Below are 26398 nucleotides of genomic sequence, written 5' to 3'. Positions count from 1 at the left end.
CCGAAGGATGCGGGCCGCAGCTGCGAGCTGTGCGTCAGTATCAGGCGGGAACGATGTTCTCGGCCGTCGGGCCCTTCTGGCCCTGCGCGATGTCGAAGGTCACCTTCTGGCCCTCGGTAAGCTCACGGAAGCCCTGGGTGGCGATGTTCGAGTAGTGGGCGAACACGTCGGCGCCGCCACCGTCCTGCTCGATGAAGCCGAATCCCTTTTCCGCGTTGAACCACTTCACAGTGCCATTGGCCATGTCGATCTCCTTTGAGGCAGTGCATCGGGACCCACACTCTGTGGATTCCGAGTCGCCGCGATGATCACCCCGCCGGAAATTACCGGTCAACACGAAAGGGCTCCCGTCCTGGCTTTCGAAGCTTTCGGATGGGCGCGCTTGAAGTTCTGGGAACCACAACTGCAACTCTGGCGAGAGTAGCACGCCTCGACGATCCGCGGGTGGCAAATAATTCCACTCCGCTCGTTGCGCCAAAAACTCTTGCCGCGCGGCCCGTTAAACTCTCCCTGCGCGAACATAGAAATTGATTCTCCGGGAGCCCTAATTTTGCGGGCGAGCGTTCTGCGTCCGCCGACGCCGACGCCCCTACGTTCGAGACGCCGACGCCCCTACGTTCGACGTGACAGGTCGTCCACCAGAAGGTCGAGAGTGGCCTCCTCGTGGAGCGCGACGCCGAGGGCGGCCATGGCAGGGGCGAGATCCGGGTCCCAGTCCGCGCTGACCGGCTGGCCGTCGAGCGCCAGTTGAGGGATGCCTTCGGCCTGGCTGCGAGCTGCCAGGTGCTCGTAGTCCGCCGTGCCCATGCGCCAGGGCTGGGCCTCGTAGCGGCGGATGACCCGGTTGGCCAGCGCGATCCCCGGCCAGTCGAAGTCGCCGTGGTACGCGAAGCGGCAGCCTGCGGTGGCGAGGGCGTCGAGAAGCGTGATGACCACCGTTGCGGCGCTGCCGGACGTGCACACCAGGGGCTGGACGCAGGCCGTATCCGCCGCCGCCTCCACCACGCGCGGGTTCTCACAGATGTGGATGAGTGTTCCGGCGGGGAACCGCGGCCGCAGGGCGTGCAGGTCACGCGGTGTGAGGTGGGCTTCGACGTGATGATCGGCCCGTTCTCGCAGGGCGCGCTCTCGCCAGCCCTCGCCCTCGGGCCGCAGCCCGTAGGTCAGCACCGTGCTGGAGACCTCGTCCGGCGTGACGGACACCAGCCGCCACAGAGCGCGCCGACCAGCTGCGTTGTCGGGGAACTCGGTGCCGTGGGCGAGGGCGACGCCGCGTTGGACGAGGCGGGCGAGCCAGGTGCCGTCGTCCAGGCCGTGCGCGGAGCCGGTCGCCATGGCGGCGAGTTCTCCTCGGCCGCGTACGCCGCTCCGCTCGGGTCCGAGCAACGTGGTGAGGACCTGGACCGCCTGCTGGAGTGTCCACACGGCAGCTTCGGGCGTCACCCCTCCCGGAACACCGGTCCGGCGCAACAGGTCGTACCACTGCCGGGCCCAGTCCTGGCCGGCGAGCGGGGAGGCGTCCAGCGACGAAGCGAGGGACGACCACACCCGCTCCCGCCGTGCCGTCGCGTCCGCGCGGGCGGCACGGCGGTCGGTGAGCGGTGGGCCGAGTTCCTCCAGGGTCTGCCTCAGCCCGAGTCCGGCGGCCGAGGCGCGCAGCCGTGCGTCGAGTACGTCGAGCCGTACGGTCACGGCGGCACCGGTGAGGGGCTTGCCCAGGAGGAGTGACAGGTCGTTGCGTTCCTGGGTGTTCAGCGCGGCCAGCCGGAGGGAGCCGGTGGCCTGTACGCCGTTGCTCTCCAGGCGTTTGCGTACGCTCTCCCAGAGCCGGGCGAGCCCGGGGCCCGTCAGCCATGCGCGCGTCGCGGAGGGCAGTGCGCTCACACGGACACCAGACGCCGGTGGCGGCCGTTCCAGGTGTAGTGCAGGGTGGCCACGCCTCGGACGTGGGGATCGCGGAGGCACTCGTAGATGTGCAGGGACGGAACCTCGGGCCAGTTGCCCATGAGCCGCTCGCTGGTGAGGACGAAGTCGAGATCGAGGTCGACGAGGATACGGCCCAGCCGGCCGTGGGTGGGTTCGTCGACCTTCGCGAAGGCGTCGTCCAGGAGGATCAGCCGTGGCGCGTGCGGCGCTGATTCGGCGAGGCTGGTGAAGTGGGCGGCGGCTGCGGCGAAGAGCACGAGGTAGGAGAGGACCCGTTGTTCGCCCTGGCTGAGACCGGTCCGGCCGGTCAGCTTCCTGCGGCGGCCCGGAGCCGCGTCCTCGACCACGAAGGTGTGGAAGCGGAACCAGTCGCGGTAGTCCAGCGCGGTCCGCAGATGGGCGGCGTATCCGGCGGAAGGATCGGCGCGCCGGGCGTCCTCGATCCGGCGTTGCAGGACTTCGCGGAGCTGCTCGGTCTCCTCGCGCGTCCGGAGGCTCGACGGACCGCGCAGCAGACCCACGGCTGCCCGGACGTCCGCATCCACGTCCTCGTCCAGCTTCCACAGCAGCTCGACACCGAGACCGTGGGAGGTACGCACGGTCCGCAGGGTGTTGTTGAGAGCTGCGACCAGGTTCGCCGCGGTGATGACCTGTGCCGAGAGGTGGTCGCCGAGCTCACCGGTCAGGAACCGCTGGAACACCTCGCGTTCGCGCTCGGTGAGCCGCCCTCGGGCCTCCGCCGCCTGGACGGCGATCCGCTCGCCGACGGCCGCGACGTCATGGGATCCGTGGTCGTCGACCAGACGGCACACCTTGATCCCGTCGCGTTCCTCCAGCTGTGCGTCGAATCCGCCGGCCAGCTGGTCGCGCAGATCGGTGTGCCGGTTGAGCAGGGTGCTGTCCGACACCTCGCCTTTCGGACGGCCGAGGGCCTGCTCCACGGCCTCGGCGAGGGCCCGTAGCGCGCGCAGACGGCTGCGGACGTCCGCGCCGGGATCGTCCGACACGCAATCGGGCAGCGAGGACCGGTCGAGACCGGCGCCCAGCACCACCTCCGGTCGGCTGAGAGCCCCGCGCAGAGCGCCGCCCGTGCCGATGACCGCCGTCTCCTGGTCCGTCAGCGTCCCGCGCAGGCGCTTCTCGTCCTCCTCCGCGCGCACCCGCAGGTCATGGAGGTCGTCGCGAGTGCGCTGTGCCGCGGGCAGGGCGCGGACGGCGTTCGCGATGCGCTCCTTGGTCTCGCGTTCGCGGGCGAGGATCTCCTCCTCGGACGACCCGATGGCCTCCTCGCGGGTACGCAGGTCCTGCTCGGCGGTGCGCAGTCCGGTGAGGTGGACCCGGTAGCCCTCCTCCGCGGTCAGGCGATCCTCGCGGGCGCGTCCGTACCGTGCGGCATCCGCCTGATGCGCGCCGAGCCGCTCCCCCGTGCCACCGACGGCCCTGCGGAGATGCCCGACGCCGCTCAGCAGGGCAGCCAGTGCGGTGCGCGCGCGGTCCAGGGCATCGGGGTCGCCGGGCAGATCGTGGGCGGTCGCGGTGGCGTCCGCCTCGGCACGCGCCGCTACCGCGAGAGCGCGGGCCTCCTCGGCCAGCCGTGCCGCCCGCGTCGCCTTGGCGGTCAGGTCACGCAGGGCCCTCTCGGCTGATTCGGCCCGATTCCATGCGTCCGCGAGACTCCGTGCCCTGGGGAAGTCCCGCTCCGCGAGCGTGAGAGCCCGACGCAGGGCATCGGCTACGGCGAGTTCGGCGCGGACGTCGGCCAGCCGCTGCTGCGTCCGCGCGATCCGCTCCGCCAGCTCGGCGAGGACGCGCCGCCGGGTCTCGGCCCGTACGGCGGCTCCCACGTACTCGGCGTCGGCCTTGTCGTGCCGGCCGCTGAGGACGCCCGAGCGCCAACTGCCGTCGAAGTGCACCGCGTTGTGCGCGGAGGTCTGTGCTGCCGGGGTGAGCGCGATCGCGGCCAGCAGACGCTCCACACGCTCGGGCGTCACGCCGCACCCCGGTTCGGGAGCCGGGCGCAGGGCCGAGGCGAGAGTCGGTCCGTCCGGAAGCGCGGGGCCGGGCCGGAGCAGGGTGTCCCGGGTGCGCGGATCGAGCAGAACGCCGTCCGCGCCCACCCACGCGTCCAGGATCCCGCTCGCTTCCAGCGCCCCTTCCAGACCTGCCCGATCGCCCGGCGCCAGGTCGTCCGCGAAGTCCACGAGCCGGTAGAAGGGCGCTCCGCTGCCTGACATCCGCTCGGCGACGCGATGGTGCGGGGCCGGCGGCTCAGGGTCGGTGCGCTGCTCCCAGTCCCGCTTCTGCTGCGCCAGACGGTCGAGTTCCTCGCTGACGTGGCCGACGCCGAGCACGAGCGCGTCCCGGCGTACGGCGAGTTCGTCGCCGTACGGCTCCAGTGCGGCCTGAGCGGCCCGCCACGCCTCGCCGTCGATGTCGGGCGGCAGCGTGCGGTCCGCGAACGGCGCGTCGGCGGAGGTCTCGTGACCGACGGCGGTGTGTACGGCGGCCAGCGGCGGGCAGTCGGAGCCCAGCGCGGTCCGTGTCCGCGTCGCCCACTCGGCGACACGGCGGGCGTAGGCGCCGCTCTCCTCGGCGACCTTCTGGCGGCTGCCGTCGAGACGGCCTGCGGCTTCCTCCGCCTCGGCCTCCAGCCGTTCCCGCTCGGCATCGACCTGAGCCGCCGCGGCGCGGGCCTCGTCCGCCTTCGAGATGAGGCGGGTCACCTCCTGGACCATCCGGGACCGGTTCTTCGCGACCGTCTCGGCGTTCTCCAGCCGGCCTTGCCAGGAGCGCAGTCCGTCCCGGGCCGTCGTCGTGTCCACGCGGGCGACCGACCGGTGTCGCACGGCGTGGGTCTCCCCGTCCGGGGTCGTCAGCTCCGTCTCGGCGGCCTGGGCGAGGACTGTGCGCGGCAGGGCCACCGCCTCGCCGAGATGGCCGGCGGGAAGCCCGGCCTTCTCCGCCTGCGTCAGCAACTCACGGTGTTCGGTGCCCAGTTCGGCCAGTCGGCCGCCGAGGTGTTCGACACCTTCGGCCAGCCGCTCCGCCGTGCCCTCCTCCGCGTCGTGTGCGTTGCGCAGGGTGGTGAACGCGGCCACGGCGGCGGCGCGCAGTGCCTCTACCGTGCCGCGGCGTTCCGACAGTTCGCGCAGGCCGCGGTAGGCGTGACTGGCGTGCAGGGCGGCCAGGTCGGTCCGGGCGGCCTGTTCCTCCTCGCGCAGGGTCTCCAGCCGGCCCTGCGACTCCTCCTCCTGTGTCCGCAGGTCACTCGTCCGCTGTGCGGCGTCTCCGGCCGCCCGGCGCCGCTGTGTGAGGACGCCCAGCTCGCGACCGACTCGCTCCGCGGAGGCGCGCAGGACTCCGGACAGGTAGCCGCGGTAGCTGGCGAGGAAGGTGCGCAGAGCCGTGTCGGTGCGTTCCAGGCGGCCGAGTTCGTCCCGCACGGCGTCGAGGTCGTGGAGGTTGCGCGCCACCTTCTCGATCACGTCCTCGTCGAGCCCCGGCAGGGTCTCGCTCAGCAGGGAGGCCAGGCCCCCGTGCTCGATGCGGTCCCCGACAGTGGGGCGCCGCAGCCGGTGCAGGAGCTGGGTGAGGTTGCGATAGCGCGTCGCGTCGGTGATGCCGAACAGGTCCCGGGCCACCCGGGCGCGGTGCGTGACCGCTCGGTCGGTCGTGTTGTCGGAGCCGACGATCTCCTTGAGCCGGTCGACCGGCAGTGGCTTTCCGCCCTCGACCAGGTGCAGCTCCTCACCGATCCTCAGGGTGGTGACGAAGAATGTCGGCACTGCCTTCTGAGTGGACTTCGAGGCACGGATGGCGGCGCCGAGCGTCAGGTGGCGGGGGCCGCCGTCGTCGGCCGTGCCCCGGAACTCCACCCACAGGTACCCGAGACGGTTGGTCTGCTCGAACCCGTCCAGCATCAGCCAGGGGAGCGTGGTGCGGCCGGTGCCGGTCGCGTCCAGCGCCCGGGAGTCGCCGTCCAGGAGATAGGGGAGCAGCATCTCCAGGGCCTTGGACTTGCCCGCGCCGTTCTTGCCGCGCAGGAGCAGCCGTCCGTCGCCGAAGGAGAACTCCTGGGCGTCGTACTGCCAGACGTTCCGGATGCCTGCCCGGTGCAGCCGGAAACGGGTGCCGGTGGTTGTCGCGGCGCCGGAACGCCGCAGCGGAACGAAGCCATGGGCGTCGGTGGTCATAGCGGCAACTCCTCTTGCACAGCGGCTCCTTGGCCAGCCTTGGCCGCCGGGCGCACCGTCACCAGGGTGGCGTAGCGCGCCGCCGCGGCCAGCAGCACCCAGCCGCCGTCGCCGCCGGGCCGTGCGCCGTGGACATCGGTCACCGTGCGCCCTTCCGACGCGTCCTCGACGTACCCCTCCGGCAGCCCTTCGCCCTCGGCCCGCAGCCGCCCGGCGCGGGCCATCAGCCGCATCCGGACCAGCAGGTCCAGCACGGCCTCCCGCAGGGCGGAGAGGTCGTCCAGGTAGCCGCGCTGCCAGTTGCCGCGCTGCCCGTACTCGGCGGTCAGTTCGGCGAGCACCTCGTCCACCAGGCCGTCCGGGACAGCCACCCCGATGACGAGCGTCCCGCCGGTCGCTGGATGCCCCGGTCCCCGCGGCCGAAGCCGCTCCACGAGCCGTTCCACCAGCAGCAGCGCGGCCTGTGCGACGGTCCCGGTGCCCGGCAGGTGCAGATCCGTCAGCTCATCCTCGGGGTCGACCAGCGCCACGCCCTCCGCACGGATCTCCATCTCCAGGCCGAGGAGTTCGGAGAAAGCCTGGGCTTCCCTGCGCTGCCGGGTGCGCAGCCAGTCGCGCTCGGCGTCGGTCAGCTCGTCGAGGTGGACGACGGGTGTCTCGACGAGCATCCGGCGCACATAGGTGCGCGGCCCGCTGAACCCCGGGTCCGCCGCCCGCCGGACCAGGTCGGCGCCGTCCCGGGACTGGGCGAGCGGGCCGGCGACGACCACCCGCGCCAGCTCCCGGTCCACCGTGATCAGAGCCTCCCCGTCCGCCTCCCGCGCGATCGCGGCCACCTGGCCCTCGGTCTCGATGAGAACGCCCCACTCGACGAGCTGACGCAGAGCCGCGACCAGGGTCCGCTTCCCGGCAGCCCGGCCCGTCTCCTCCAGCTCGATCCCCGCGTCGGCCGCGGCGGCCCTGATGTCGGCGACCAGATGCGACAGCAGCATCTGTTCGGGCGCGGTCACCAGTACGGACAGGGCCAGCGCGAGGCAGGCGTACGTGTGCGGGGTGAAGGGCGTGCCTGTGGAGCGCTCCAGCCGATGACCCGATCCCGCGCCCAGCCCCGCCTTGAACAGCCGGGCGAAGGAGCTGTCGACCAGGAGGCGGTAGCCGAGCACTTGCTGGAACCGTTTGCCCAGCCAGTCGGCGTGCCTGCGGATCAGCGGGAAGACGTCGGCGTGCGGGCCGTCGGCTGCGACCAGGGGGTGGGCGAGCAGCAGCCGGGCGGCGGTACGGCGTTCGGCGGCCAGGGCCACGTCGTGCGTGGAGGGGAGGGTCATGACACGCTCGCCTCCGCCTCGGCCGCACCGTCGACCGCCGCCGGGGTACGACCGACGTCCAGCTCCAGGTCGTCCAGCAGCAGGTCGCCGTCGGCCGAGTACAGCACCGTCCTGGTGCCCGCTGTCCGGCGCACGGTGAGCCGGATGCCCAGTTCGGCGTCCTCGCCGCGCGCAGAGTCCAGGTCGAACCCGTCCGTCTCTGCGCGCCTGCTGATCTGCGCGTTCCCGAGGGCTGTGGCCAGCAGCTCCAGGAGAAGGCCGAGCGCCGCCGAGGTGAGTCGTACGTCGGCGAACCGACCCGACGCGCTGCGCAGTTCGTCCGCCGCCGCTGCCCTGGCCTCCGCCCGCTGCCGGGCGGTCTCCCGCAGCCGCGCCTTCTGCGCGGAGTGGTCCTCCACCGCGGAGGCCCGGCCCCGCTGAGCGCGGCTGCCCCTCTCCCGCAGGGCCACCGGCACCTCGACGACCGGACCGGTCCACCAGCTCGTGTGGGCGGGCACCACCTCGTCGGTGGCCGGGGGTATGCCCAGATGGCGCGCGCCGTACAGACCGAAGGCGGCGACGGCCATGTCGTGGGCGTCCTGGGGGGGCAGCTTGCTCGAACCAGCGGGCCAGCCGCAGCAGATCCTTGCGCCGGGACATCTCCCCGGTGGCCGACCGCAGCATCCGCTTGGCGTTGGCGAGCAGCGACTGCAACGCCCGAAGGGTGGCGTCCCGTAACTGGTCGACCTGACTGCCCTGGCCGTCGGTGTCCCTGAACCAGCCGCGCAGGCCCTCCCAGTCCGCGAGCTCGCGGCCCCGGCTGCGCTGGACCCGGACCTCCAGGTGGCCTTCGCCCTGTGCTGAGAGCCCGGTGAGCCCCTGGGCGTGGGCGTCCACCCGGTTCAGCAGAGCCGGGATGTGCGGCCAGAGGGTGTCCAACGCCGCCGATATTCGAGGTGCGCGGAAGGCCACGTCCTCGGTGATCGCTTCTACGTAGTCCAGGAGCAGTTCCTTGAAGCCCTGGTACTCCGCGCTGTCCAGGTCGTAGCGGGACAGCACCTGGCCGAGGTAGGCGTAGAAGTCGCGTATGGAGTCCGCGAACTCGCCGAACTGCACGAACAGCGTGCTGATCCGCTCCAGTCCGTCCTGCGGCTCGACGCCGCCCGGCGCGCTCACGAGGCCGGCCAGCTCCCGGAGACCGCGCTCGACCAGGGCCAGCAGTTCGTTGCTCACCTCGCGTGCGGCGTCGGCCTCGGCCAGGACCGCGTCGGCGTCCCGCTGGATGCGTTCGCCGAGCTTCGACAGCTGGTAGCGCGAGCGGGAACGCTGGTACTCGCTGATGCTGGACGCCTTCACGGTGTGGCTGCTGCGCAGCAGGTTTCCCCAGTTCACCAGCTGTTCCAGCCGAACTGTGAGGGTGTCGGCGTCGAGTTCCGCAGCGGAACCACCGCCCTGGTGCAGCTTCGCCATGATGTCCGGGACGGCGAGATCCGCCAGCAGCGTTCCGCAGAAGACCCGCATGATCGCGACATGCTCCAGCCGCTCGGGCGCGCTGAGGTACGCATACCCGTCCAGCCGCCGCCGCGCCTCCTCGGTGCCGCCCTGACCTGCACCGGATGCTGATGCCCCCATGCGGGTGAGGTTACGCGGGGCATCCGGGCGCCGCCGGTGAGTGGCTGAAAATGCCACGGACGTGTGCCAGGCCCCCGGAACGGCCCCTTTGACTCCTGTGCCGAGTGGCTTCCGGGGAATCGGGTGCGTTCAGGCCGGTGTCGACAGGGGGGGGAGGAGGCACGCGATGTCGTACGAACCCGAACTCGCCGCGCCTCTTTCCGGAGTGGAGGGGGAGCCCAGGAGGCGCGGTGGGGACTGCTGTGTGCCCGGCCTGCGGACCCACTCCCCATGGGGCCGCGGCCGGGTTGCCTCGACCGCTGCGCTGGGTACCCCTGAAGACCCAGCGGGTGGGAGGCGTACAGTCGACCGGGGACCGGGGCCGCTTGGTGAGCCTAGCCGCGCTGGGGCGGTGAGCCCAGGGGGATTTCGCGTCGGTCAGGCCGCAGCCCGCGGTGGTACGGGCGCGGGCAGCTCGCTCAGGATCTCGAAGTCCAGGCGCAGCCGTGGATGGCGGAGGAGGTTGAGGGTTGCGTGACCGGTGCAGATCAGGCGTAGGCGTCCGTGTCGGCTCCTGGACCTGGCTCGGGCGCGGTTGAGGAGCCGTACGCCGCCGCAGTCCATGAAGTCGACGGGGCGCAGATCGATCAGCAGGTCAATGTCATGGGTGTGGGTGAGGCCGTCGAGGAATTCGATGATGCCGGGGGCTGTGTGGATGTCGATTTCGCCGCACAGGACCACCAGGGTGCAGCCTCTGTGGGCGCGGACTTCCTTGACACAGATCACTGACGGGGGCGGGGTCATGGCGACCCTCTTCTCCGGGGCAGACGTGCGTGGGGACCGGATACCAACGGGATCTGGGTCGGCGATTCAGAGTAGCGGGCTGTGTCGGCCTGCTGACCGGTTGTGCCGAAGGGCTGCGGACGTGACGGCTCCGCTGCTACAGGGCGAGGAGCTGGGCACCTGATGGTGGGCTTCTCGGCGGGACGTCGTCATGCGTCAGGTCTGGGCGAGTCGTCCCCGGGGTCGTCCAGGCGCAGTCGGCGGGCCAGTACGTCGCGGGCGACGTCCAGGAGGGGCCGGTCGTGGCTGAAGGCGTAGCCGCGCAGGCGGATCAGGGCGTGGTCGCAGTCGGTGTCCAGCTGGTCCGCGAGCATGCCGGTGGCCTGGTGGACCTCGGCGAAGTGGAGACCGGGCTCGTCGAGCAGCGGGATGTGGGGGAGTTCTGTGTGGGCGGCGGTGGCGATGGTGATCTGGGCGACGGTGTCGGCCAGGCCGAACGCATCGGTGAGCTGGTCGGTGGACATCGGTCCCGGCCGGGTGCGGTGGCCGGTGAGCGCGCCAAGCGCGATGATCCCGATGCGCAGCGGAAAGGAGAACACCGCCCGCACGCCCAGCACCTCGATGGCGCCCGGCAGGCCGGGCCAGCGATCGGTGGCGAACGCGGCGGTGTCGGCCACGTCGGGCAGCAGCATCAGGGCCCCGTGACGGGCGGCGTCCAGGCTCGGGCCGTGGCCCTGGACCTGTTGCAGGTCTTCCAGCGCGAGGGTGCGTTCGCCGTAGGACTGCACCAGTTCGGGCTGATTGCCGCCGGGTGCCACCAGCAGGGCGAGACCGTCCAGGCCCAGCATGTCGGTGCAGGCCGCCAGCGGCAGCGGTGCCAGGCCGGGGCCGGTGTGGGAGCCGAGAGTGCGCAGGTAGTCAGCCATCACCGGATGAATCACCGAAGCCGCCCCCTTTCGGTCACAGTGCAGATCATCCGGCAGTCGGCCCACCAGTCAGCACCGATGGGCCGAGGCTTCACCGATCGCGCCGCGTGAGGAGAGAGGCGTCAGCCGTGCCCTGCAGGACCTGGTGGGCGATCTCGGTGAGCCGCGTCTGATGATCGCGAGCGTAGCGCCGCATGAGGGTGAACGCCTCCTCGACCCCAGTGCCGCGGCGGTTCGCCAGATAGCCCTTGGCCTGTTCGATGATGACCCGGCTGTCCAGGGCGGCCTGTAGTTGCGCGGTCACTGCCATCTGTTCACTCACCGCCCGCTGCTGCAGGACACCGATGGTGGCGGTGTCGGCCAGCGCCTGCCCCAGCTTCACCTGGGAGTCGTCCAGGGGGCCCGGCCGGTCCCGGAAGAGGTTCAGGGTCCCGATGACCTGGTCGTGGAGCCGGAGCGGTGCCGCCACGACGGAGGTGAAGCCGAGTTCCACGGCTCGTGGCGCGAACCGGGGCCAGCGCATCGTGGCCGCTTGCGTCGCCAGCGGTACGTCAGGCACCTGTTCCCGGCTCCGGAAGCAGTCACGGCAGGGGCCCTCGTCCCACTCGGTGCTGGCCAGCTCCAGCAGGCGGGTGCGCTCGTCTGAGGCGGCGGCGTCCACCAGCTGGCCCCCGGGAGTGGCGAGCATGACTCCGGCCGCGGCGACGTCCAACAGGTGCACGCAGTGCTCGGCGAGCGTGTGCAGGAAGCCGATCACGTCGAAGTCCTGCACCAAGGTGTCGGCGAGGTCGACGAACGCGGCTGCCAACTGCTCCTCACGCGGCAGTTCAGGCATGCCCCACCCACCTCCAAGAGTGATCCGGGGACACCTTCCCACAGGAAGCCGTCTCTCGCTGCCAGTCAGTCTCGTCTCCCTCGCGCGCCTTGACCAGCGCCCGGTGAAAGTGCCGCCCCGGCGCAGCCGGAAAACAGCCGGGGGCTCCACCCCACGCCGTTCGCGCGCTTCCCCTGTGTCGCGGGGCTCGTTCCGGTTACTCGGGCCGCTGTGTACGGGCGTTGTGCGCGAGGCCGTCCGGACGGTCCGCCGCGCGCTCTCCCAGGGGAAGGACCAGGGCGCGCAGCACCGCGGGGCCGGAGGGCCTGCGGACCTGTCCGATGTCCTCCCATCCCCACGCCTGGAAGGCGGCGTGGGCCCTGTGGTCGGCCTGTTCCACCAGGGTGGCGCCGAGTGAGGCGTGGTGATCGGTGAGCAGCCGTGTCTGCAGCAGCCGGGCGAGACCCGGTGTGCGCTCGTGCGGGTGGACCACGGTCTCCGTGATGGCGAAGGCGTGCCCCGAGGAGGTCAGTTGCTCTCAGGCGCACCGCGTCCAGAGCGGCGCGCTCGTGGCCCGGCCCGGAGCCGGCGGCCGTCATCGCGCGCCTGCCGACGACAGGGGCATGGACCGCGGTGGGGCGGGCGGGTCTCCGATGCGGCTCGCCGGTGTGCCGCCTGCCCTGCGCGCCTGCGCGGCAGCGTGCGGGAAGGCGTGGAGGCCGCTCACGTCGCAGGAGGTGACGGCGGTCAGGTCGACGTCGAGCGTGCGCACCCCGTCGTGCAGGCACGCCCGCAGGGACGCGTCGGCCAAGGGCGCCGTTTCGAGGTCGGTCTCACCGGCCAAGGTGATCGGCGCCCGGCAGTGCTTGTCGTGCCGGCGGACGTTCAGCCGAGGCAGGGACATGGCGCCTCCGATCCGCGCGGCCGGCCGGGGTGGGTGAGTGCGCATGCGTGCCGCTGTGGTGACGAGGGGCAGGGCGGTGGCCATGGCGGCTACGTCGCCACGGCGGATGCCGTGAGCGGTTCGGCGTCCGCCCGGTCGATCTCCGGCGGCAGGACGAGCAGGTCCCATCGGCCACGGCCCGGGGTGAGCAGGCAGATGCTGTGGCGGCCGTGCGCGCCGGACGTTCTGTGCAGGCGTACGACTCGGTTGGCGATGAGTACACGGCCGGGCGTGGTGGCCCACATCGACGTGTGCACGCTGACGGCGGCGATGTGCCCCCAGGACGGTGGCAAGGCCGCCAAGAGCCGCGGGAGTTCGACCATCAGGTCTCGGGAGCGGGGCCACCAGGCGCCGTCGATGCGGCGCGGGATCGCTTCGCGGGGCATCACGCGCAGACGTACGGCGGGCTGGACCGGAAGGGGACGGTCCTGGGGGTGTGCGGTTGAGGTCACGGGGGCTCCTGTCGGGGTGGGATGGGTGGTTTGTCCAGTGAGTTCATGAGCGGCGGGTGGCGAGGCGGTCCGGGGTGGGCCAGCGCACGTCGTACACCCAGCCGAGGCGTTCGAGCAGCCGGATCACGGCGGCGGAGGGGTCGAGCTGGCCCCGGTCGACGCCGTGGCGGGCGCAGGTGGGGTCCGCGTGGTGGAGGTTGTGCCAGCTCTCCCCGAAGGAGAGCAGGGCCAGCGGCCACAGGTTGGTGGCCCGGTCGTGGCGGCGGGTGCGGAACGGCCGCTCGCCGATCATGTGGCACAGGGAGTTGACGCTCCAGGTGACGTGGTGGAGCAGCGCGATACGGACAAATCCCGCCCACAGCAGGGCTGTTGTGGCGTGCACCCAGGTGCCGCCGATCGCCCAGCCCAGGGCGAAGGGCAGGGCCAGGGTCAGGACGCACAGGGCCGGGAAGGCCCGGGAGACGGCGCGGATGTCGCGGTCGGCCAGCAGGTCGGGGGCGTAACGCTCCGCCGGAGTGGGGTCGTTGCGGAACAGCCAGCCGACGTGGGAGTGGGCGAGACCGCGCAGCTGGCCGCGCAGATGCGTGCCGTAGCGGTACGGGGAGTGCGGGTCGCCGGGCCGGTCGGTGAAGGCGTGGTGGCGCCGGTGCGTGGCGACCCAGTTGATGACGTCGCCCTGGAAGCTCATCGACCCGGCCACCGCGAGGGCGATGCGCACGGGGCGGACGGCCCGGTAGCCGCCATGGGTGAGGCCGCGGTGGAACCCGACGGTGACGCCCAGGCCGGTGAGCGGGTAGAGGACGAGGGCGAGCACCAGGTCGGCGGGGTGGATGAGGCTGCCCCACAGCAGCCACCCGGCCAGGCCGAGCGCCAGAAACGGAATCACGACGATCGTCGCCGTCACGGTCACGTACAGGCGGTCGCCGGGGCCGCGTGGCCTCGGCGTGGCCTCGGCGGGGAAGGCGGCCGTCCCGTCGTACGTCTGGGGCGCGGTGCGGGCGGGTGGCGGGGCGGCGGCTTGCGAACGGGTGGTACTGCCGGTGGTGCCGGGGGACATGAAAGGCTCCTTGGCCTCGGTCCGGAGGGGGGCGGGCCGGGGTCCGGGGCCAGCGGGTGCGCGAGGGGCGACCCAGGGGTCAGGTCGTTTCGTCGCCGTGGGTGCGCTGTGCCTGGGAGCGGCTGTCGGCGAGCCAGGACCTGGGTGCCGGGTCCGGCAGCCGGGCGCGCAGGGTGTCCACCGTCAGGTGGAGGCGGGTGCCGCATCCCTCGCCGCCCGTGGGGTAGCTGCGGGGCTCGTCGCAGACGAGTACCCGGCTCAGGGCCTGCGCGACAAGGCGGGCCGCGTCGGGGTCGGCCGCGATGATGCGGACCTCGACGCGCCCGTCGGCCGACTGCTTCTGCGGGCTCGGCCCGGCGGGGCCGCGCTCAGTCGTCGTGTGCCCGGTCATGCCCTTCGCCCCTTCGCGGCCCTGTTGGCCTTGCGCCGTGGGCGGAGGCGTCCACGGCCCCCGTCCCGGTGGTCGCGCCGGGCGCGGACGGCGGGCGGAGGCGCGGTGTCAGGGCGCAGCCACGCAGGGCCGCGAGCGCCGGGGCGACCGGTGAGGCGACTGCTGTACTGGCGCTGCGCGATCCGTTCGGCGTGCTGGGCGTTCAGGCGGTGGATCACGAATGCTCCCAGGGCGATCATCGCGAGGATGGCAGCGATGGTGAGACCGGTGCCCATGGCCCGTCACCTCCCGCCGACCGTGCCGACGGGCGCGGCCATGGCGCCGCCCTCCGCCTCCCACGCCTCTGCCTGCGTGCGGGCCGGCGGGTCCGCCTCGGCTGGAACCGCGGGGTGACGGTCCAGCTCGTCGGCGATGAGGGCGCTGCTCGTACGGAAGATCCGTGGGTCGCAGGCGTCGGCCGTGAGGCGCTCGGCGGCTGCCACCCCGGTCTCCGGGGGAATGATCAGCAGGTCCCAGCGCCCGACGCGGTAAGAGAGAATCAGGAGTTGGTGCGGGTCCTGCTCTTGGAGGAACCAACCCACCTTGACCACATGTCCGTTGACGGAGACCTTGCGCGGAACGACCGGCCAGTGGGTCGGGTTGACCGTGACGCGCGTGATGCGGCCCCACAGTGGGTCCAACAGGTCGATCAGGGCGTGAAGTTCACGAGTGAGGTCCCGGGAGCGCGGCCACCAGGCGCCGTCGAGCAGCCCGGAGGGCGGGCCCGGAGGCTTGAGGGAGAGCCGGGCCGGCGGGTGGTCGCACGGCTTGGTGATCGGTGTGGCTGGCGGGGGTCGTGCGGTGAGCACTGTCATGGTGCCGACCCTTCCCCGGGCCTGTCGGGCTCGGCCCGGTGCTGTCCAACCGAAAGAGATACCGACATGGAAGCCGGTCAAGGAATGCCTTCGGTACTGCCGAGCGTACTCCTGCGGCGGCCCCGACCACGACTGCCTGGCCGTTCCCCCAGCCGCCCCGACCGGGGACGCGCGCGGGTTCATCGCGCCGCCACTGGCCCCGACGTCCTCCGTGGCCACCTCGGCACGCTCGGTTCCCTGACACCCTCGCTCGACGCGCCCGAGGGCGCCCCCGCACTCGGCCACCGGCGGGATCGTCGCTCACCAGCCCGTCTCCGCGCGGGCCGCGCTGTTCCGTCCTCGCGCGCACGCCTCCGGCGCGAACGCGCCGTGCGACGCGTGGCGCGAAGTCTGCGGCGGCGTTGTGGCGTGCCGTGGTGGGTGTGCTTCGCTCGGATTCCGCTGCGCCTGTCGACCGCCGCCGCGGCGCGTACAGACGCGTACAGGAGGGGAACCCACATGGTCCGCTCGTTCCGGGCACCGCGCTGCCTGCCGTGGGCGTCGGCGATGAACCGGCTGACCACCCCACTGACCGTGGACGACTATCTCGGTCAGCTCGATCCGCTGTGGTCGGCACGGCATCCCGCGGGCAGGGTCCGCTCGGTGCGGCGGGAGGGGCCCGGTGCGGCCACCCTGACGATCCGCCCCGGCCGCGGCTGGAGCGGCCATCGAGCCGGGCAGTACCTGCCGATCGGGGTGGAGATCGACGGCGTGCATCACTGGCGTACGTACTCGATCACCTCGCCGCCCGACGACAGCGACGTCAGTCTCACGGTCAAGGCCCGCCCCGACGGCCGGGTCTCCCCGCACCTGGTGCACCGGACCCCGCCCGGCACCGTCCTCCGGCTCGGGCCGGCACAGGGCGAGTTCACGCTGCCCGAGCCGCTGCCCGCCCGCGTCCTGTTCGTCACGGCGGGCAGCGGCATCACCCCGGTCATGGGCCTGCTGCGCACCCTCGCCCGGCGCCACCGCACCGCCCCGGACGCCGTCCTCCTGCACAGTGCGCCGACACCTGACGAGTGTCTCTTTCAAGGCGAACTCGGCCTGATGGCAGCGGAGTTCGCGTGGCTGAAGCTCCGCCTCACCCTCACGCGATCCGACGGTCGGCTCACCCCGAAACGGATCGCCGGAGCCTGCCCGGACTGGCGCGACCGGTACGCCTGGGTGTGCGGCCCGGACGGGCTGCTCGACGCGGCCGAGCGGCAGTGGGCCGCCGCGGGCCTGCGGGAACGGCTGCGCCTTGAGCGGTTCCGCCTCATGCCCGCCCAGCCGACCGGCGAGGGCGCGGTCGGCGGCCGGGTGCGGTTCGCGCGCAGCGGCGTGGAGACCGACGCCGCCGCGGACACGACGCTCCTCGCGGCCGGCGAGGCGGCGGGCGTGCCGATGCCGTACGGCTGCCGCCGCGGCCTGTGCTTCGGCTGTCTCGTACCACTCGTCGAGGGCCGTGTGCGCGATCTGCGCACCGGTGAACTGCGCGACATGCAGAACGAAATGATCCAGACCTGTGTCAACGGTGCCGCGGGTCCTCTGGCGCTCGATCTCTGATACCCGGCCTCACGCAACCGGCTTTCGAGGAGTCCTGATGAGCCTCTCCGTTGTCGCACCCGATGCCCGCGCCCTCCGTACCGAGGAACTGGGCCGGGAGCTCGACCGTCTCCGCGCCGAGATCGTCGCCGACCGCGGCCCCGGCGACGCGCGTTACATCCACCACGTGATCGCCGTGCAGCGCGGCTGCGAGGCGGTCGGCCGCTGCGCCCTCGCCGTCTCCGTGTTCCCGCCCGCCTGGGTGGCGGGCACGGCCCTGCTCGCCCTGGCGAAGACGCTGGAGAACATGGAGCTGGGCCACAACATCCTGCACGGTCAGTGGGACTGGCTGGGCGATCCGGCGATCCACTCGACGACCTGGGAGTGGGACTTCGTCACGCCCGCCGACGCCTGGAAGCGCACCCACAACCACCTGCACCACACGTACACGAACGTTGTCGGGCGCGACCGCGACCTCGGCTACACCATCGTGCGGATGGCCGCGGACCAGCCTTGGCGCCCGGTCCACCTCCTCCAGCCGCTGTACACCGCCCTGCTCGCGCCCGTCTTCGAATGGGGCATCGCCGTGTACGACCTGGAGGCGGACGCGGTGCCGTCCGGCCGTAAGAGCCTGCGGTCCCTCCTCGGTGACGCGACCGCGCTGCTGCGCAAGGCCGCTCGCCAGTCGGCCAAGGACTACGTCCTGTTCCCGTTCCTCGCCGGACCCAGCGCGCTGCCCTGCCTGCTCGGCAACCTCACCGCGAACGGCGTCCGCAACGTCTGGGCGCACACGGTGATCTTCTGCGGCCACTTCCCCGCGGACGTGCGGACCTTCACGTACACGGAGGAACAGATCGAGGGCGAGAGCCGGGGTGAGTGGTATCTGCGCCAGATACAGGGCTCGGCGAACATCGAGGGCGGCCCACTCCTGCACGTCCTCACCGGCAACCTGAGCCATCAGATCGAGCACCATCTCTTCCCCGACCTGCCCAGCAACCGCTATGCCCAACTCGCCCCGCGCGTCCGGGAGATCTGCGCCCGCTACGGCCTCCCCTATGTCACCGGACCACTGTGGCGGCAGTACGCGTCGATGTGGGGACGCGTACTGCGCCACGCCCTGCCGTAGCCGGCCGGGACGGTGGGCCGCTCCTGTGGCCCGCCGACCGGGAGGCGCTCTTGCTCCGCGGCCACGAGAGCCCCGGCGGTGAGGCGGTTGGCGGGGTCCGACGCCGCGGACATGAGCCGGCCGGCGGTGTCGGCCGCCGTGCCGTGCGGGATCACGAGCAGGTCCCAGCGCGCGACGGCGTAGGAGAAGAGCCGGATCGTGTACGGATCGCACCCGGGGATGACCCACCTCGCCCGCACGGTGTGGCCCTGCACGGGCAGATCGTGGGATGTGGTCGACCAGGCGTCGCGGGTGGTGGCGATGCGGGTGATCCTGCCCGGATGCGGGTCGAACACCGCGGCCAGCGCCGGGAGTTCCGCCTTCAGGTCGTCGGAGCGCGGCCACCAGGCGCCGGACAGCGGCCCCGGAGGAAAGGCGGTCGGGCCGAGAGCGAGCCGAACGGGCGCGGCCATGACGCGGTCCCTGTCCCCGGGGCGCCTGCGGCGGCACCCGGCATCGGTGTACACCGGGGGCGGGGCCCTGAGGGGGACACGGCGAACTCCCGGTCCTTCCACGGTACTCCGTGTCGAGGGCTCCCATGCCGCTCGCAGTGTCTCGGGGCGAGGGGGAGGGCCGGCGCGCGCGTTCCGCACGCCGCCGCGGCCCACGTGGGGTGCCCAGGCCGCTGCCTTCGGGGGTGAGGGAGGGGGCTCTGGGGCCGGGGTACGCCCGAGAAGCCGTCGCCGTTCGATGGTGCTTGGCACTCGGCCGCTTCGGGCTTCGTGGCTGCATGAACTGCTCATGGGGGCAGGCGACTTGATCGCCTCGCAGGAGAACGCCAGTGAGGTCGTCCGTGGTGCCTGAGGACGACGAACCGGCGGGGTGACTTCGGTATCGGGAAGTGTCGCATCCCCGAGCCATGACACAGCGCGACGATCACGTGCCTGTCTAGGCATACTGCCAGCATGGAGAAGAGCCGATCAGACGGTGAGCGCACCTCGGCTGATGCTGCTGCCGATCAGCGCGAGCGCGTGGCTGATGAGCGCGAGCGTATGGCCGACGAGCGGGAACGGTCGGCCGACGAGCGGGAGGGGCGGCTCGCCGGGTGGGAGGGGCGGCTGGACGAGCGGGCTCGCCGGTTGGGGCAGCTGGCGCCCAGCCCGCGGGAGCGTTCGTATGAGGCGATCGAGCGGTCCCGGCGGCTGATGGAAAGCGGTGACGATCTGCTGGATCGCAGTGAGGCGGCGCTGCGTCGCGCGGACGCGCGCGATATGAGGGAGCAAGGAGCCATCGACAGGGAGGTGGCTGCCTCACAGGCTCGCCAGGGCGTCGCAGGGCCCAGGTCGCGGGAAGTGCTGGAAGCCAGGGCGATCCGCCTTCAGCAACAGTTGACGGAAGTGGCGTTCGCGCTGGGTGCCACTCAGGAAGCACTGGCCGATGAGTACGAGCGGGCTGCCCAGGAACAGCCGGAGCTGACGGCCGAGTACCAGTGTCTGGCCGAACGGGCTCGCCGGGCGGCAGCCCGTCTCCGCACCCCTGAACCCGCCGGTGATGAGGCCGCGGGGGAGGAGCCGGCCCCGCGGCCTTGAGCCGTGATGCTCAGGGCCGGGTCGTGTCGGGAGCGAGGCGGTCGGCGAACGTCTTTCGCCTGCGGACGCGCTACGGCGGGGGTTCGCTGACCGGCTTCGGCGTGGGTGTCCCCGGGCGGTCCGGGCGGACGCCGGGGCCTGGGACGTGCACCACCGCTCGCGGACGGTGGACGGCCGCCCGGTCCGTATCGACTGGTCCGCGGTCGACGACCACACGATGCTCGTCTCCCGTGGGGCATGCTCGTCTCCCGTGGGGCATGCGCGTCTCCCGTGGGGCACGGGACATCTTCTCCTTCTTGATGCTTGCGCCGGACGCCGGTGAGGAGGCCGCCCGTGCCGCCATGACCCTCGCCGTACGGGACGACGACAGTGCCTCGGCGGCGGAGATCCTGGCTGCTACCGGCATCGATCCCCGCTGAGCTCCGCGATCGTCAGGGTGTGGCACGGCGACGGTCGAGGGTCATCCGGATGCGGACGGTGGTGCCGTGTCCGGTACTGCGGATGTCCGCGGCGTCGCTGAGTCGGCGGATGAGCCACAGGCCGCGGCCGCCGGGTCGGGCCGGGTCGGGCGGCAGATGCCCGGCCAGCGCGGTGTCCAGGTCCCCGCCGTCGTCGCTGATCTCGCAGATCAGCTCGTACGCGGTGGCCCAGATCCGGCAGGCGCCCGCGCCGCCGCCGTGCCGCAGGACGTTCGTGGCGGCCTCGGCGACGCAGATCAGCAGGGAGTCGACGCGGCCGGAGGAGAGCGCCGCGCACCGGGCCGACCACGCGGCGAACTCCCTCAGCGCGGCGATCTGTCGGGGCTCGGCGAAGTGGAACTCGGCGGAGCCCATGGGAGGTTCGGACAGCGGTGCGGCGTCGCAGCCCGCGCTGAACTCCGCGGGTGCGACATGGTCGGGGTTGGCGAGGTGGGAACTCCCCGCGGCCAGGGTGGGATGGGTGAGCCGGGCGGTGCGCAGGATGCCGGGGGCCAGGACGGCGGTGTTGTAGGGGCACAGGTGCCGGGCGCCGGTTGAGGCGAGCGCGAGGGTGAGCAGCGACTCGTAGCGCGACCACTCCCGTAACTGGCCGGGGGCGAATTCGTTCCAGGGGGCCTCACCCAGGACGCGGGACCCGGGTCCGCCGGTGCGGGCCTTGTCGTGGAAGGACAGCAGGGCCTGGGCGGGGCTGCGGAACCAGTGCGCCGCGGCGAACGTCACCCGGCCGGCCCGCGGGCCCAGACGCCTGCGCAGCAGCGCGGTGTTGTGGCGGTTCGTGGCGACGAAGACGGGCTCCCCGGCGGTGACGCCGTCATGGGCGAAGGGCAGCGCCGCGGACAGGAACTGGGCGTCGTCGCCGTAGAGCAGCAGTTGGTGAGCGCATCCCGGTCGGGACGGCACGCGCGCCTCATTCATCGGGAGGAGCCTCCTTCGTGACGGGCGGCGAGAGGTCGTGACGGTCGATCCGAACGGAGCCACCCGGTTGTCCTCGCCCCGGCCGCTCCTCGCCCCACCCGGTTGTCCTCGCACCGGCCGCTCACCGCACCGGCCCACGCGCCCACACCGCGCGGCCCGGTGCCCCCGTGCCCGGTCCCGAGGCGGGCAGTTCCTTCCAGCCCCAGGCGCGGAGCAGATCCCTGATCCCGTCCTCGGCCCTGTCCGGGCCCACCCCGGCCACGACCAGGTCCTGCGGATGGCGGGACAGCAGCAGTTCGGCGAGGCGGGTCGCGACACCGCGGCGGCGGTACCCGGGCAGCACCATCAGCTCGGCGAGCACGAACGCCCGCCCGGACGCGGTGAGTTCCTCGATCTGCGGCGTCACCTCGACGGGAAAGCCGGCCCACCAGGCCCCGTCGCGCTCCAGGCGGTACCCATGGGCGCAGCCGATGAGGCGCACCTCGTCGGCGACCACCATGTCGAAGCCGTCGTGCCGCACGTGCTGCTCGAAGAGGCGCAGAAACCCTTCCCGGTCGCGGTACTCGGCTCCGGCGGCGGTGCGGTATGCCAAGACGTACAGATCGGCGACGACCTCCCGCTGCTGCTCGGCCTGCCACCGGGTGAGCCTGCGCAGATACACCTCGGCCATCCGGACTCCCTTCAGCGGCCCTTCTTGTGGGTGGTGCGGTCACGACGTCGGCGTGCCCGGAACCGTCCGCGGCCGCTCGCCCACGGTGCCGTCGTCGTGGCGTGCGGTCTCGGCGGCGAGGAGAGCGGTGGCGGTCAGCGGCGACCCGGCCGTGTCGCAGGCGGCGGCCATGAGCCGGGCCGCGCTCGCGGCCGCCGTCTCGGGCGGAATCACCGACAGGTCGAAGCAGCCGGTGCCGTAGAACAGCAACAGCGCCTTGTGCGGGTCGAGTTCAGGAGCGAACCAGCCGACCTTGAGCACGCGGTCGCGAACGGTCACCTTGCGCGGGACGACGGGCCAGAGCGTCGGATTCACGGCGACGCGCGTGATACGGCCCCACAACGGATCGAGTACGTCCATCAGGGCGGGGACTTCCACGGCCGGGTCGCGCGAGCGGGGACGCCAGGCGCCGTCGAGCAGGCCGCGGCCGGTCGGGGACGTCGACGCCACGCGCGCGGCGGAGGAGGAAGGCGACGGAACGTCGGTGTGGGTGGGCGTGATGCTCGCGGTCATGATGCGAACCCGTCCTCGGAGCGACGCGGCGGCCGTCCCCGATGCCGTTGCTCACCGAGGACGAGACCCGCGTGGATGCCGGAGTGCGAAATGCCCTTGGTGTCTCAACGGTACTCCTGCGGGTGAGGCGGCGACGAGCCCGGTTCCGCCCGTCGGTCGCACCGGGGCCGCCCGGTGGGTTCCGGCGTATCCGGCCCGTGGTGATGCCGTTCGTGGCGCTCGGCGTCGGCGGACGGCTGCTGCGGGAGCGGCGGATCCATTTCGCGGACATCGCGCTCGGCCCCGTCCTGTACGTGCTCGCTGGCCTCGGGACCATGGTCGGCTTCCACCGAGGTCGCACCACGGTGGCCACCGGGCCGTCCGCACCGTGCGCATCGCTCGCGCGGCAGCCGGGCCGATGAGCTTCCAGGGCGACGTCATCGGTCGGGGTCGCCCCGCACCGTCGCCACCACGCCTCCACCGACCGTCCGGCGACCCGCGCTCGCCCTACCGGTACGGCACGCGTATGCGCGGACAGTCGCGCGGTCTGCGGCACGCGACGCCCCTGATCCGGTCGTAGGAGAAGCCCGCTGTCTTCGGCGAACCCGTTCCATACTCCGACGCACGTCCGGTGCGTCTTCACCGGTCATGGGACGGGCTCTTCACCGGTCATGGGACGGGCACTGCCACAGGAACGCGGTGGCTCGATGCCGTCGGCTCTCCCTCGCCGACGACGAGTCCAGGTGCGGCGACGAGCCTTGCACCGGTGTCGGATCGGCAGCAATCACCGGCGGTGACCTGCGTGTTCAGGCCGTCCGCTTCCGGTGTTCAGGGCTGTGGTGTGTCGTTGTCGTTGTCGTTGTCGTTGTCGTCGAGGTGCAGGCGCTGGGCGAGGACGTCGCGGGCGATGCTGAGAAGGGACTGGTCGTGGCTGAAGGCGTGGCCGCGCAGGAGAATCAGGGCGTTGTCGCAGTCGGAGTGGAGTTGGGCGGCAAGCATGCCGGTGGCCTGGTGGACTTCGGCGAAGTGCAGGCCGGGTTCGTCCAGGAGCGCGGTGGGCGCGAGGTCGGTGTGGGTGGCGGTGGCGTTGGTGAGCTGGGCGAGGATCTCCGCCAGGCCGAGGGCGTCGGCCAGCTGCTCGCTCGACATGGGTCCGGGGCGGGTGCGGTAGCCGCTGAGGGCACCCAGGCCGATGACGCCGATCCGCAGGGGGAAGGCGAACACGGCTCGTATGCCGAGGGCTTGGACGGCGGCGGGCAGGCCCGGCCACTGCTCGCTGCTGCACTCGGCGATGTCGGGTATCAGCAGCAGGCTCCCAAAGCGGGCGGCGTCCAGGCTGGGCCCCTGGCCCTGGACCTGCTGGAGGTCTTCCAGCAGGTCCGTGTGTTCGCCGTGGGACTGCACGAGTTGGGCCGGTCCTCCAGTGGGAGACAGCAGCAGGCCCAGTCCGTCCAGGCCGAGCATGGCGGCGAAGTCGGCCATCGGCAGGGGGGCCGGGCCCGGACCGGTGTGGGAGCTGAGGGCCAGCAGGTAGGCGGTCATGACCGGATGCGTCACCGTGGCCGCCCCCTTCCGGGCGGGGTGCGAGTGGGCGCCGTCACAGAGTTCACGAGCGCGTCCGCCTCGGGGGCAGGGCCTGTCACTGACAGGGCCGACGCAGCAGCGAGGGATCGACCGCGCCCAGCAGCACCTGCCGGGCGACCTCGGTGAGCCGCATCTGATGGGTGCGGGCGAAGCGGCGCATCCGGGTGAAGGAGTCTTCGACGCTGGTGTCGAGCCGGTGCGCGAGGTAGCCCTTGGCCTGCTCGATGATGATGCGGGAGTCCAGGGCCCGCTGCAGTTGTGCGTTGACTGTCATCTGCTCGCTCACCGCCCGCTGTTGCAGGACGCCGATGGTGGCGGTGTCGGCCAGCGCCTGGGCCAGTCCGAGCTGTGTGGGGCCCAGTGGGCCGGGCTGGTCGCGAAAGAGGTTCAGGGCTCCGATCACCTGGTCGTGCAGCCGCAGCGGGCAAGCCACCACCGAGGTGAAGCCGAGGTCCACTGCCCGCGGCGTGAACCGGGGCCAGCGCCTGCGCGCGGCCGCGGTGTTCAGCGGAGCGTCAGGAACCTCGCGCCTGGTGATGTAACAGTCCCGGCAGGGGCCCTCGTCCCATTCGATGCTGGCCACCTCCAGCAGGCGGGTGCGCTCGTCAGAGGCGGACGCGTCCACCAGCCGGCCCTGCGGGGTGGCCAGCAGGACACCGCAGGCCGTCACGTCCAGCAGGGCGACGCAGTGCTCGGCCAGCGTGTGCAGGAAGTTGATGACGTCGAAGCCCTGCACCAGTGTGTCGGTGAGTTCCACGAACGCCGCCGCCAACTGCTCTTCGTGCGGCAGTTCAGCCATGTATCCGCCCATCTTCACAGTGCTTGGAAGCACGCTTGCGCAGACTGCTCACGCGGCTATTGCCTCCAGCCTCCTCCCCAGCCGCGCATCACGCCAGGAATCCTTCCGGATACAGAAAGTGACGTTGCGGTTCACGGCCCTCTCGGCCTGCCCGGCCAGCCTCCGCCACGGATGCACTGGCTGGTCCCTGATGCCGAAATCGGCGTACACAACCTGGTGTCGCGCGCCCGCCCCGCACTTGCCCCTGGTGGGTTACTGTGCGTAAGTATCGTCGCTGGTCATCGTGTGACCGCTTCTGGCAAGGTCCCCGGTCCCCGGACGCCCTCGGGTCGCTCATCGGCAGGGAGCCCGCGTCCTGGATTCGATCCGGCAGTCAGTCCACTCTCCTGACGCGTTCTCCGCGTCTTCGCGATCTGCTACGACCCGGCCCATACCCACGGGGGCACGGCCCCGACCTTCGACTCTTCCGGCCTGTTCCAACGGGGGCTGCTCCCGCACGCCCTGGCGCCGGAAGGGCGCCGCGCGGTGCCGCTGCGGAAGAGCCACACCGCGGCGCCGCGCCGTCGCTCGTCAGCGCGCCCGTACGTACGGCCGCGTTCACGAGACCGGCACCGTAATGCTCCACAGGGAACCCGTCATGCGCAGCCCCAAGGCCCGGCGTCCGAGCGCACTGCTGACGTCCACGGCCGATCGAAACCAGCAGCCAAGGAGCCGCGCATGGGCCTGACACGCACTCCCACCCTTCCCCACTACGTCATGACCCTCACCCTGGACGGCGAACTCGACACCCGCTCCACCCCCGCACTGTGCGCACTGACCTCACAGGTCCTGGCCGAGGGAAGCCGCCACCTGACCCTGGACCTGGCCGCGGTCACCCACTGCGACAACGCGAGCCTCTTCACCCTCCTCGGCATCCGCCAGGCCATTCACCACGCCGGTGGCAGCCTCACCCTGGCCAACCCCAGCCACGTCGTCCAACTCGCCCTCGCGCACAGCAACCTGCGCGACCGCCTGCCCCTGCACGACGACCTCGCCCAGCAGCCGCCCCACCATCCGGCCCGCTCCGACACCGCCCGATCGCCGCCCGCCGCATCCGACAGCACCCCGTGAACAACCCGCACCCATGCACTTCAGCCCGCAGGAGCCGCACTCCATGACATACGCCCCGCACCTTCCGCTTCCCGGCCAGCCCCAGCTCCGGTTGCGCCTGGCACCCCATGCCGACGGGCCCCGCGCCATCGACGGGGCCTGGTGGCCTCGCTCGTACGTCCTGCTCGCCGAACTCCCGACCCTTCTGGCCGGGTTGCCCCGCGCCTGGGGTCAGATCACCAGCGTCATGCTCAACGGGGTGGAGTGGTCGTCGACGCCGGGCCGGATGTTCGTCGCCGGCCAGGTCGTGAGCCTGCGCAGGCGCCCGTCGGCCACCGCGGCACACACCATTGTCCTCACGGCCCCCGGCCACGGCCGCTGGGACCTGATCGTCGTCCCCCCGGATACGACGGAGGAGGCCGCGGAACTGATGATGGCGCGGGTGGCGGGCGCGAGCGGCAACCGTCGACCCGCGTGACGTCCGCGGACCAGGAGACGCATCAACTGCCCGATTCCGAAGGGGAGCAGCTGCAGGCCACGCCTGAGGCCCGGTAGGTCACGTCCTGTGCGCCGAGCACCACCTCTTCCCCGACCTGCCCAGCAACCGCTACACCCAACTCGCCCCGCGCGTTCGCGAGATCTGCGACCGCTGCTACGGCCTGCCCTACGCCACCGGACCGCTGTGGCGGCAGTACCCGTCGATATGGGGCCGCGTCCTGCGCCACCCCCTGCCCTCACGGGAGGGCTGAGCGAGCACGCGTCGGCTGAGGAGGCCCTCCCGGCGGGACACCCCGTAGCGGAGGCGGTCACCTGCTCGCAC

28 protein-coding genes and 1 pseudogene are annotated in these 26398 nt (G+C 72.0%); 7 read left to right on the top strand and 22 right to left on the bottom strand.

Annotated features, from left to right (window positions below):
• Window positions 1-40: 40 nt before the first annotated feature.
• The 16 genes and pseudogenes from QUY26_RS17865 to QUY26_RS17790 all read right to left on the bottom strand — a co-directional run bounded on the left by QUY26_RS17865 (window position 41) and on the right by QUY26_RS17790 (window position 15254).
• Window positions 41-244, bottom strand: coding sequence for a cold-shock protein (locus QUY26_RS17865; protein WP_289947827.1), 204 nt, complete (start codon window positions 242-244; stop codon window positions 41-43).
• A 368-nt stretch (window positions 245-612) separates the two neighbouring features.
• Window positions 613-1884 (bottom strand): TIGR02679 family protein, encoded by a 1272-nt coding sequence (locus QUY26_RS17860; RefSeq protein WP_289947825.1) that lies wholly within the window; start codon window positions 1882-1884, stop codon window positions 613-615.
• Window positions 1881-6119, bottom strand: coding sequence for a TIGR02680 family protein (locus QUY26_RS17855; RefSeq protein WP_289947822.1), 4239 nt, complete (start codon window positions 6117-6119; stop codon window positions 1881-1883). The genes QUY26_RS17860 and QUY26_RS17855 overlap by 4 nt, the downstream gene beginning before the upstream one ends.
• Complete coding sequence (locus tag QUY26_RS17850) at window positions 6116-7444, bottom strand: TIGR02678 family protein (RefSeq protein ID WP_289955807.1); 1329 nt, start codon at window positions 7442-7444, stop codon at window positions 6116-6118. Before QUY26_RS17850 ends, QUY26_RS17855 begins: the two co-directional genes overlap by 4 nt.
• Complete coding sequence (locus QUY26_RS17845; RefSeq protein ID WP_289955805.1) at window positions 7441-8010, bottom strand: DUF2397 family protein; 570 nt, start codon at window positions 8008-8010, stop codon at window positions 7441-7443. Before QUY26_RS17845 ends, QUY26_RS17850 begins: the two co-directional genes overlap by 4 nt.
• A gap of 79 nt (window positions 8011-8089) precedes the next feature.
• Window positions 8090-8944: pseudogene (locus QUY26_RS17840) on the bottom strand (DUF2397 domain-containing protein); the annotation flags it as partial.
• Window positions 8945-9472: 528 nt separating this feature from the next.
• Window positions 9473-9838, bottom strand: a complete 366-nt coding sequence (locus QUY26_RS17835) for an STAS domain-containing protein (RefSeq protein WP_289947820.1) — start codon at window positions 9836-9838, stop codon at window positions 9473-9475.
• A gap of 188 nt (window positions 9839-10026) precedes the next feature.
• A complete protein-coding gene (locus QUY26_RS17830) occupies window positions 10027-10743 on the bottom strand; it encodes an ANTAR domain-containing protein (RefSeq protein WP_289947819.1) in 717 nt (238 codons plus the stop codon).
• A 91-nt stretch (window positions 10744-10834) separates the two neighbouring features.
• Window positions 10835-11578: a GAF and ANTAR domain-containing protein gene (locus tag QUY26_RS17825; protein ID WP_289947816.1), complete on the bottom strand. Its 744-nt coding sequence runs from the start codon at window positions 11576-11578 to the stop codon at window positions 10835-10837.
• 196 nt (window positions 11579-11774) lie between these two features.
• Window positions 11775-12050, bottom strand: coding sequence for a hypothetical protein (locus tag QUY26_RS17820; RefSeq protein ID WP_289947812.1), 276 nt, complete (start codon window positions 12048-12050; stop codon window positions 11775-11777).
• A gap of 102 nt (window positions 12051-12152) precedes the next feature.
• A complete protein-coding gene (locus tag QUY26_RS17815) occupies window positions 12153-12461 on the bottom strand; it encodes an STAS domain-containing protein (RefSeq protein WP_289947811.1) in 309 nt (102 codons plus the stop codon).
• An 89-nt stretch (window positions 12462-12550) separates the two neighbouring features.
• Window positions 12551-12952: a DUF5994 family protein gene (locus tag QUY26_RS17810; protein ID WP_289947809.1), complete on the bottom strand. Its 402-nt coding sequence runs from the start codon at window positions 12950-12952 to the stop codon at window positions 12551-12553.
• Window positions 12953-12995: 43 nt separating this feature from the next.
• Window positions 12996-14009: an acyl-CoA desaturase gene (locus tag QUY26_RS17805; protein ID WP_289947807.1), complete on the bottom strand. Its 1014-nt coding sequence runs from the start codon at window positions 14007-14009 to the stop codon at window positions 12996-12998.
• Window positions 14010-14088: 79 nt separating this feature from the next.
• Window positions 14089-14400: a hypothetical protein gene (locus QUY26_RS17800; RefSeq protein ID WP_289947804.1), complete on the bottom strand. Its 312-nt coding sequence runs from the start codon at window positions 14398-14400 to the stop codon at window positions 14089-14091.
• Window positions 14397-14675 carry a hypothetical protein gene (locus QUY26_RS17795; protein ID WP_289947802.1) on the bottom strand — a complete coding sequence of 93 codons (279 nt, stop codon included), beginning with the start codon at window positions 14673-14675 and terminating at the stop codon, window positions 14397-14399. Before QUY26_RS17795 ends, QUY26_RS17800 begins: the two co-directional genes overlap by 4 nt.
• Before the next feature lie 6 nt (window positions 14676-14681).
• Window positions 14682-15254, bottom strand: a complete 573-nt coding sequence (locus tag QUY26_RS17790) for a DUF5994 family protein (RefSeq protein ID WP_289947800.1) — start codon at window positions 15252-15254, stop codon at window positions 14682-14684.
• A gap of 498 nt (window positions 15255-15752) precedes the next feature.
• On the opposite strand from QUY26_RS17790, the gene QUY26_RS17785 reads away from it, so the two are divergent.
• The gene (locus QUY26_RS17785) at window positions 15753-16838 is read left to right on the top strand and encodes a ferredoxin reductase (protein WP_289947798.1); all 1086 of its coding nucleotides are present in this window, start codon (window positions 15753-15755) and stop codon (window positions 16836-16838) included.
• Window positions 16839-16875: 37 nt separating this feature from the next.
• Complete coding sequence (locus QUY26_RS17780) at window positions 16876-17943, top strand: fatty acid desaturase family protein (protein ID WP_289947796.1); 1068 nt, start codon at window positions 16876-16878, stop codon at window positions 17941-17943.
• Here QUY26_RS17780 and QUY26_RS17775 read toward each other — a convergent pair.
• Window positions 17871-18395 (bottom strand): DUF5994 family protein, encoded by a 525-nt coding sequence (locus tag QUY26_RS17775; protein WP_289947795.1) that lies wholly within the window; start codon window positions 18393-18395, stop codon window positions 17871-17873. The two genes, QUY26_RS17780 and QUY26_RS17775, sit on opposite strands and share 73 nt — an antisense overlap.
• A 492-nt stretch (window positions 18396-18887) precedes the next feature.
• Between QUY26_RS17775 and QUY26_RS17770 the strand changes: the two genes are divergently transcribed.
• Both QUY26_RS17770 and QUY26_RS17765 read left to right on the top strand, forming a co-directional pair.
• Window positions 18888-19511: a hypothetical protein gene (locus QUY26_RS17770; RefSeq protein WP_289947792.1), complete on the top strand. Its 624-nt coding sequence runs from the start codon at window positions 18888-18890 to the stop codon at window positions 19509-19511.
• 257 nt (window positions 19512-19768) lie between these two features.
• Entirely contained in the window at window positions 19769-19930 is a 162-nt protein-coding gene (locus tag QUY26_RS17765) for a hypothetical protein (RefSeq protein WP_289947786.1), read from the top strand.
• Between the two features lie 12 nt (window positions 19931-19942).
• On the opposite strand, the gene QUY26_RS17760 is transcribed toward QUY26_RS17765, so the two are convergent.
• The 3 genes from QUY26_RS17760 to QUY26_RS17750 form a co-directional block, all read right to left on the bottom strand.
• The gene (locus QUY26_RS17760) at window positions 19943-20905 is read right to left on the bottom strand and encodes a sensor histidine kinase (RefSeq protein ID WP_289947779.1); all 963 of its coding nucleotides are present in this window, start codon (window positions 20903-20905) and stop codon (window positions 19943-19945) included.
• A 121-nt stretch (window positions 20906-21026) separates the two neighbouring features.
• Window positions 21027-21575 carry a GNAT family N-acetyltransferase gene (locus QUY26_RS17755; RefSeq protein WP_289947776.1) on the bottom strand — a complete coding sequence of 183 codons (549 nt, stop codon included), beginning with the start codon at window positions 21573-21575 and terminating at the stop codon, window positions 21027-21029.
• Window positions 21576-21614: 39 nt separating this feature from the next.
• Entirely contained in the window at window positions 21615-22127 is a 513-nt protein-coding gene (locus tag QUY26_RS17750) for a DUF5994 family protein (protein WP_289947774.1), read from the bottom strand.
• A 200-nt stretch (window positions 22128-22327) separates the two neighbouring features.
• On the opposite strand from QUY26_RS17750, the gene QUY26_RS17745 reads away from it, so the two are divergent.
• A complete protein-coding gene (locus tag QUY26_RS17745) occupies window positions 22328-22528 on the top strand; it encodes a hypothetical protein (protein WP_289947773.1) in 201 nt (66 codons plus the stop codon).
• Between the two features lie 406 nt (window positions 22529-22934).
• Here the strand turns inward: QUY26_RS17745 and QUY26_RS17740 are convergent, their stop codons facing one another.
• Window positions 22935-23663, bottom strand: a complete 729-nt coding sequence (locus QUY26_RS17740; RefSeq protein ID WP_289947770.1) for an ANTAR domain-containing protein — start codon at window positions 23661-23663, stop codon at window positions 22935-22937.
• An 82-nt stretch (window positions 23664-23745) separates the two neighbouring features.
• Window positions 23746-24489 (bottom strand): GAF and ANTAR domain-containing protein, encoded by a 744-nt coding sequence (locus QUY26_RS17735; protein ID WP_289947769.1) that lies wholly within the window; start codon window positions 24487-24489, stop codon window positions 23746-23748.
• Between the two features lie 717 nt (window positions 24490-25206).
• Between QUY26_RS17735 and QUY26_RS17730 the strand changes: the two genes are divergently transcribed.
• Window positions 25207-25599 carry an STAS domain-containing protein gene (locus QUY26_RS17730; protein WP_289947768.1) on the top strand — a complete coding sequence of 131 codons (393 nt, stop codon included), beginning with the start codon at window positions 25207-25209 and terminating at the stop codon, window positions 25597-25599.
• 43 nt (window positions 25600-25642) lie between these two features.
• Complete coding sequence (locus QUY26_RS17725; RefSeq protein WP_289947767.1) at window positions 25643-26056, top strand: DUF5994 family protein; 414 nt, start codon at window positions 25643-25645, stop codon at window positions 26054-26056.
• The last annotated feature ends 342 nt before the right edge of the window (window positions 26057-26398 follow it).

Origin of the sequence: Streptomyces flavofungini (assembly GCF_030388665.1) — a bacterium.
In the GTDB taxonomy this organism is placed as follows: domain Bacteria; phylum Actinomycetota; class Actinomycetes; order Streptomycetales; family Streptomycetaceae; genus Streptomyces; species Streptomyces flavofungini_A.
The sequence above is the reverse complement of the archived record's forward strand: the minus strand, read 5'-3'. Positions and strand labels throughout refer to the sequence as shown.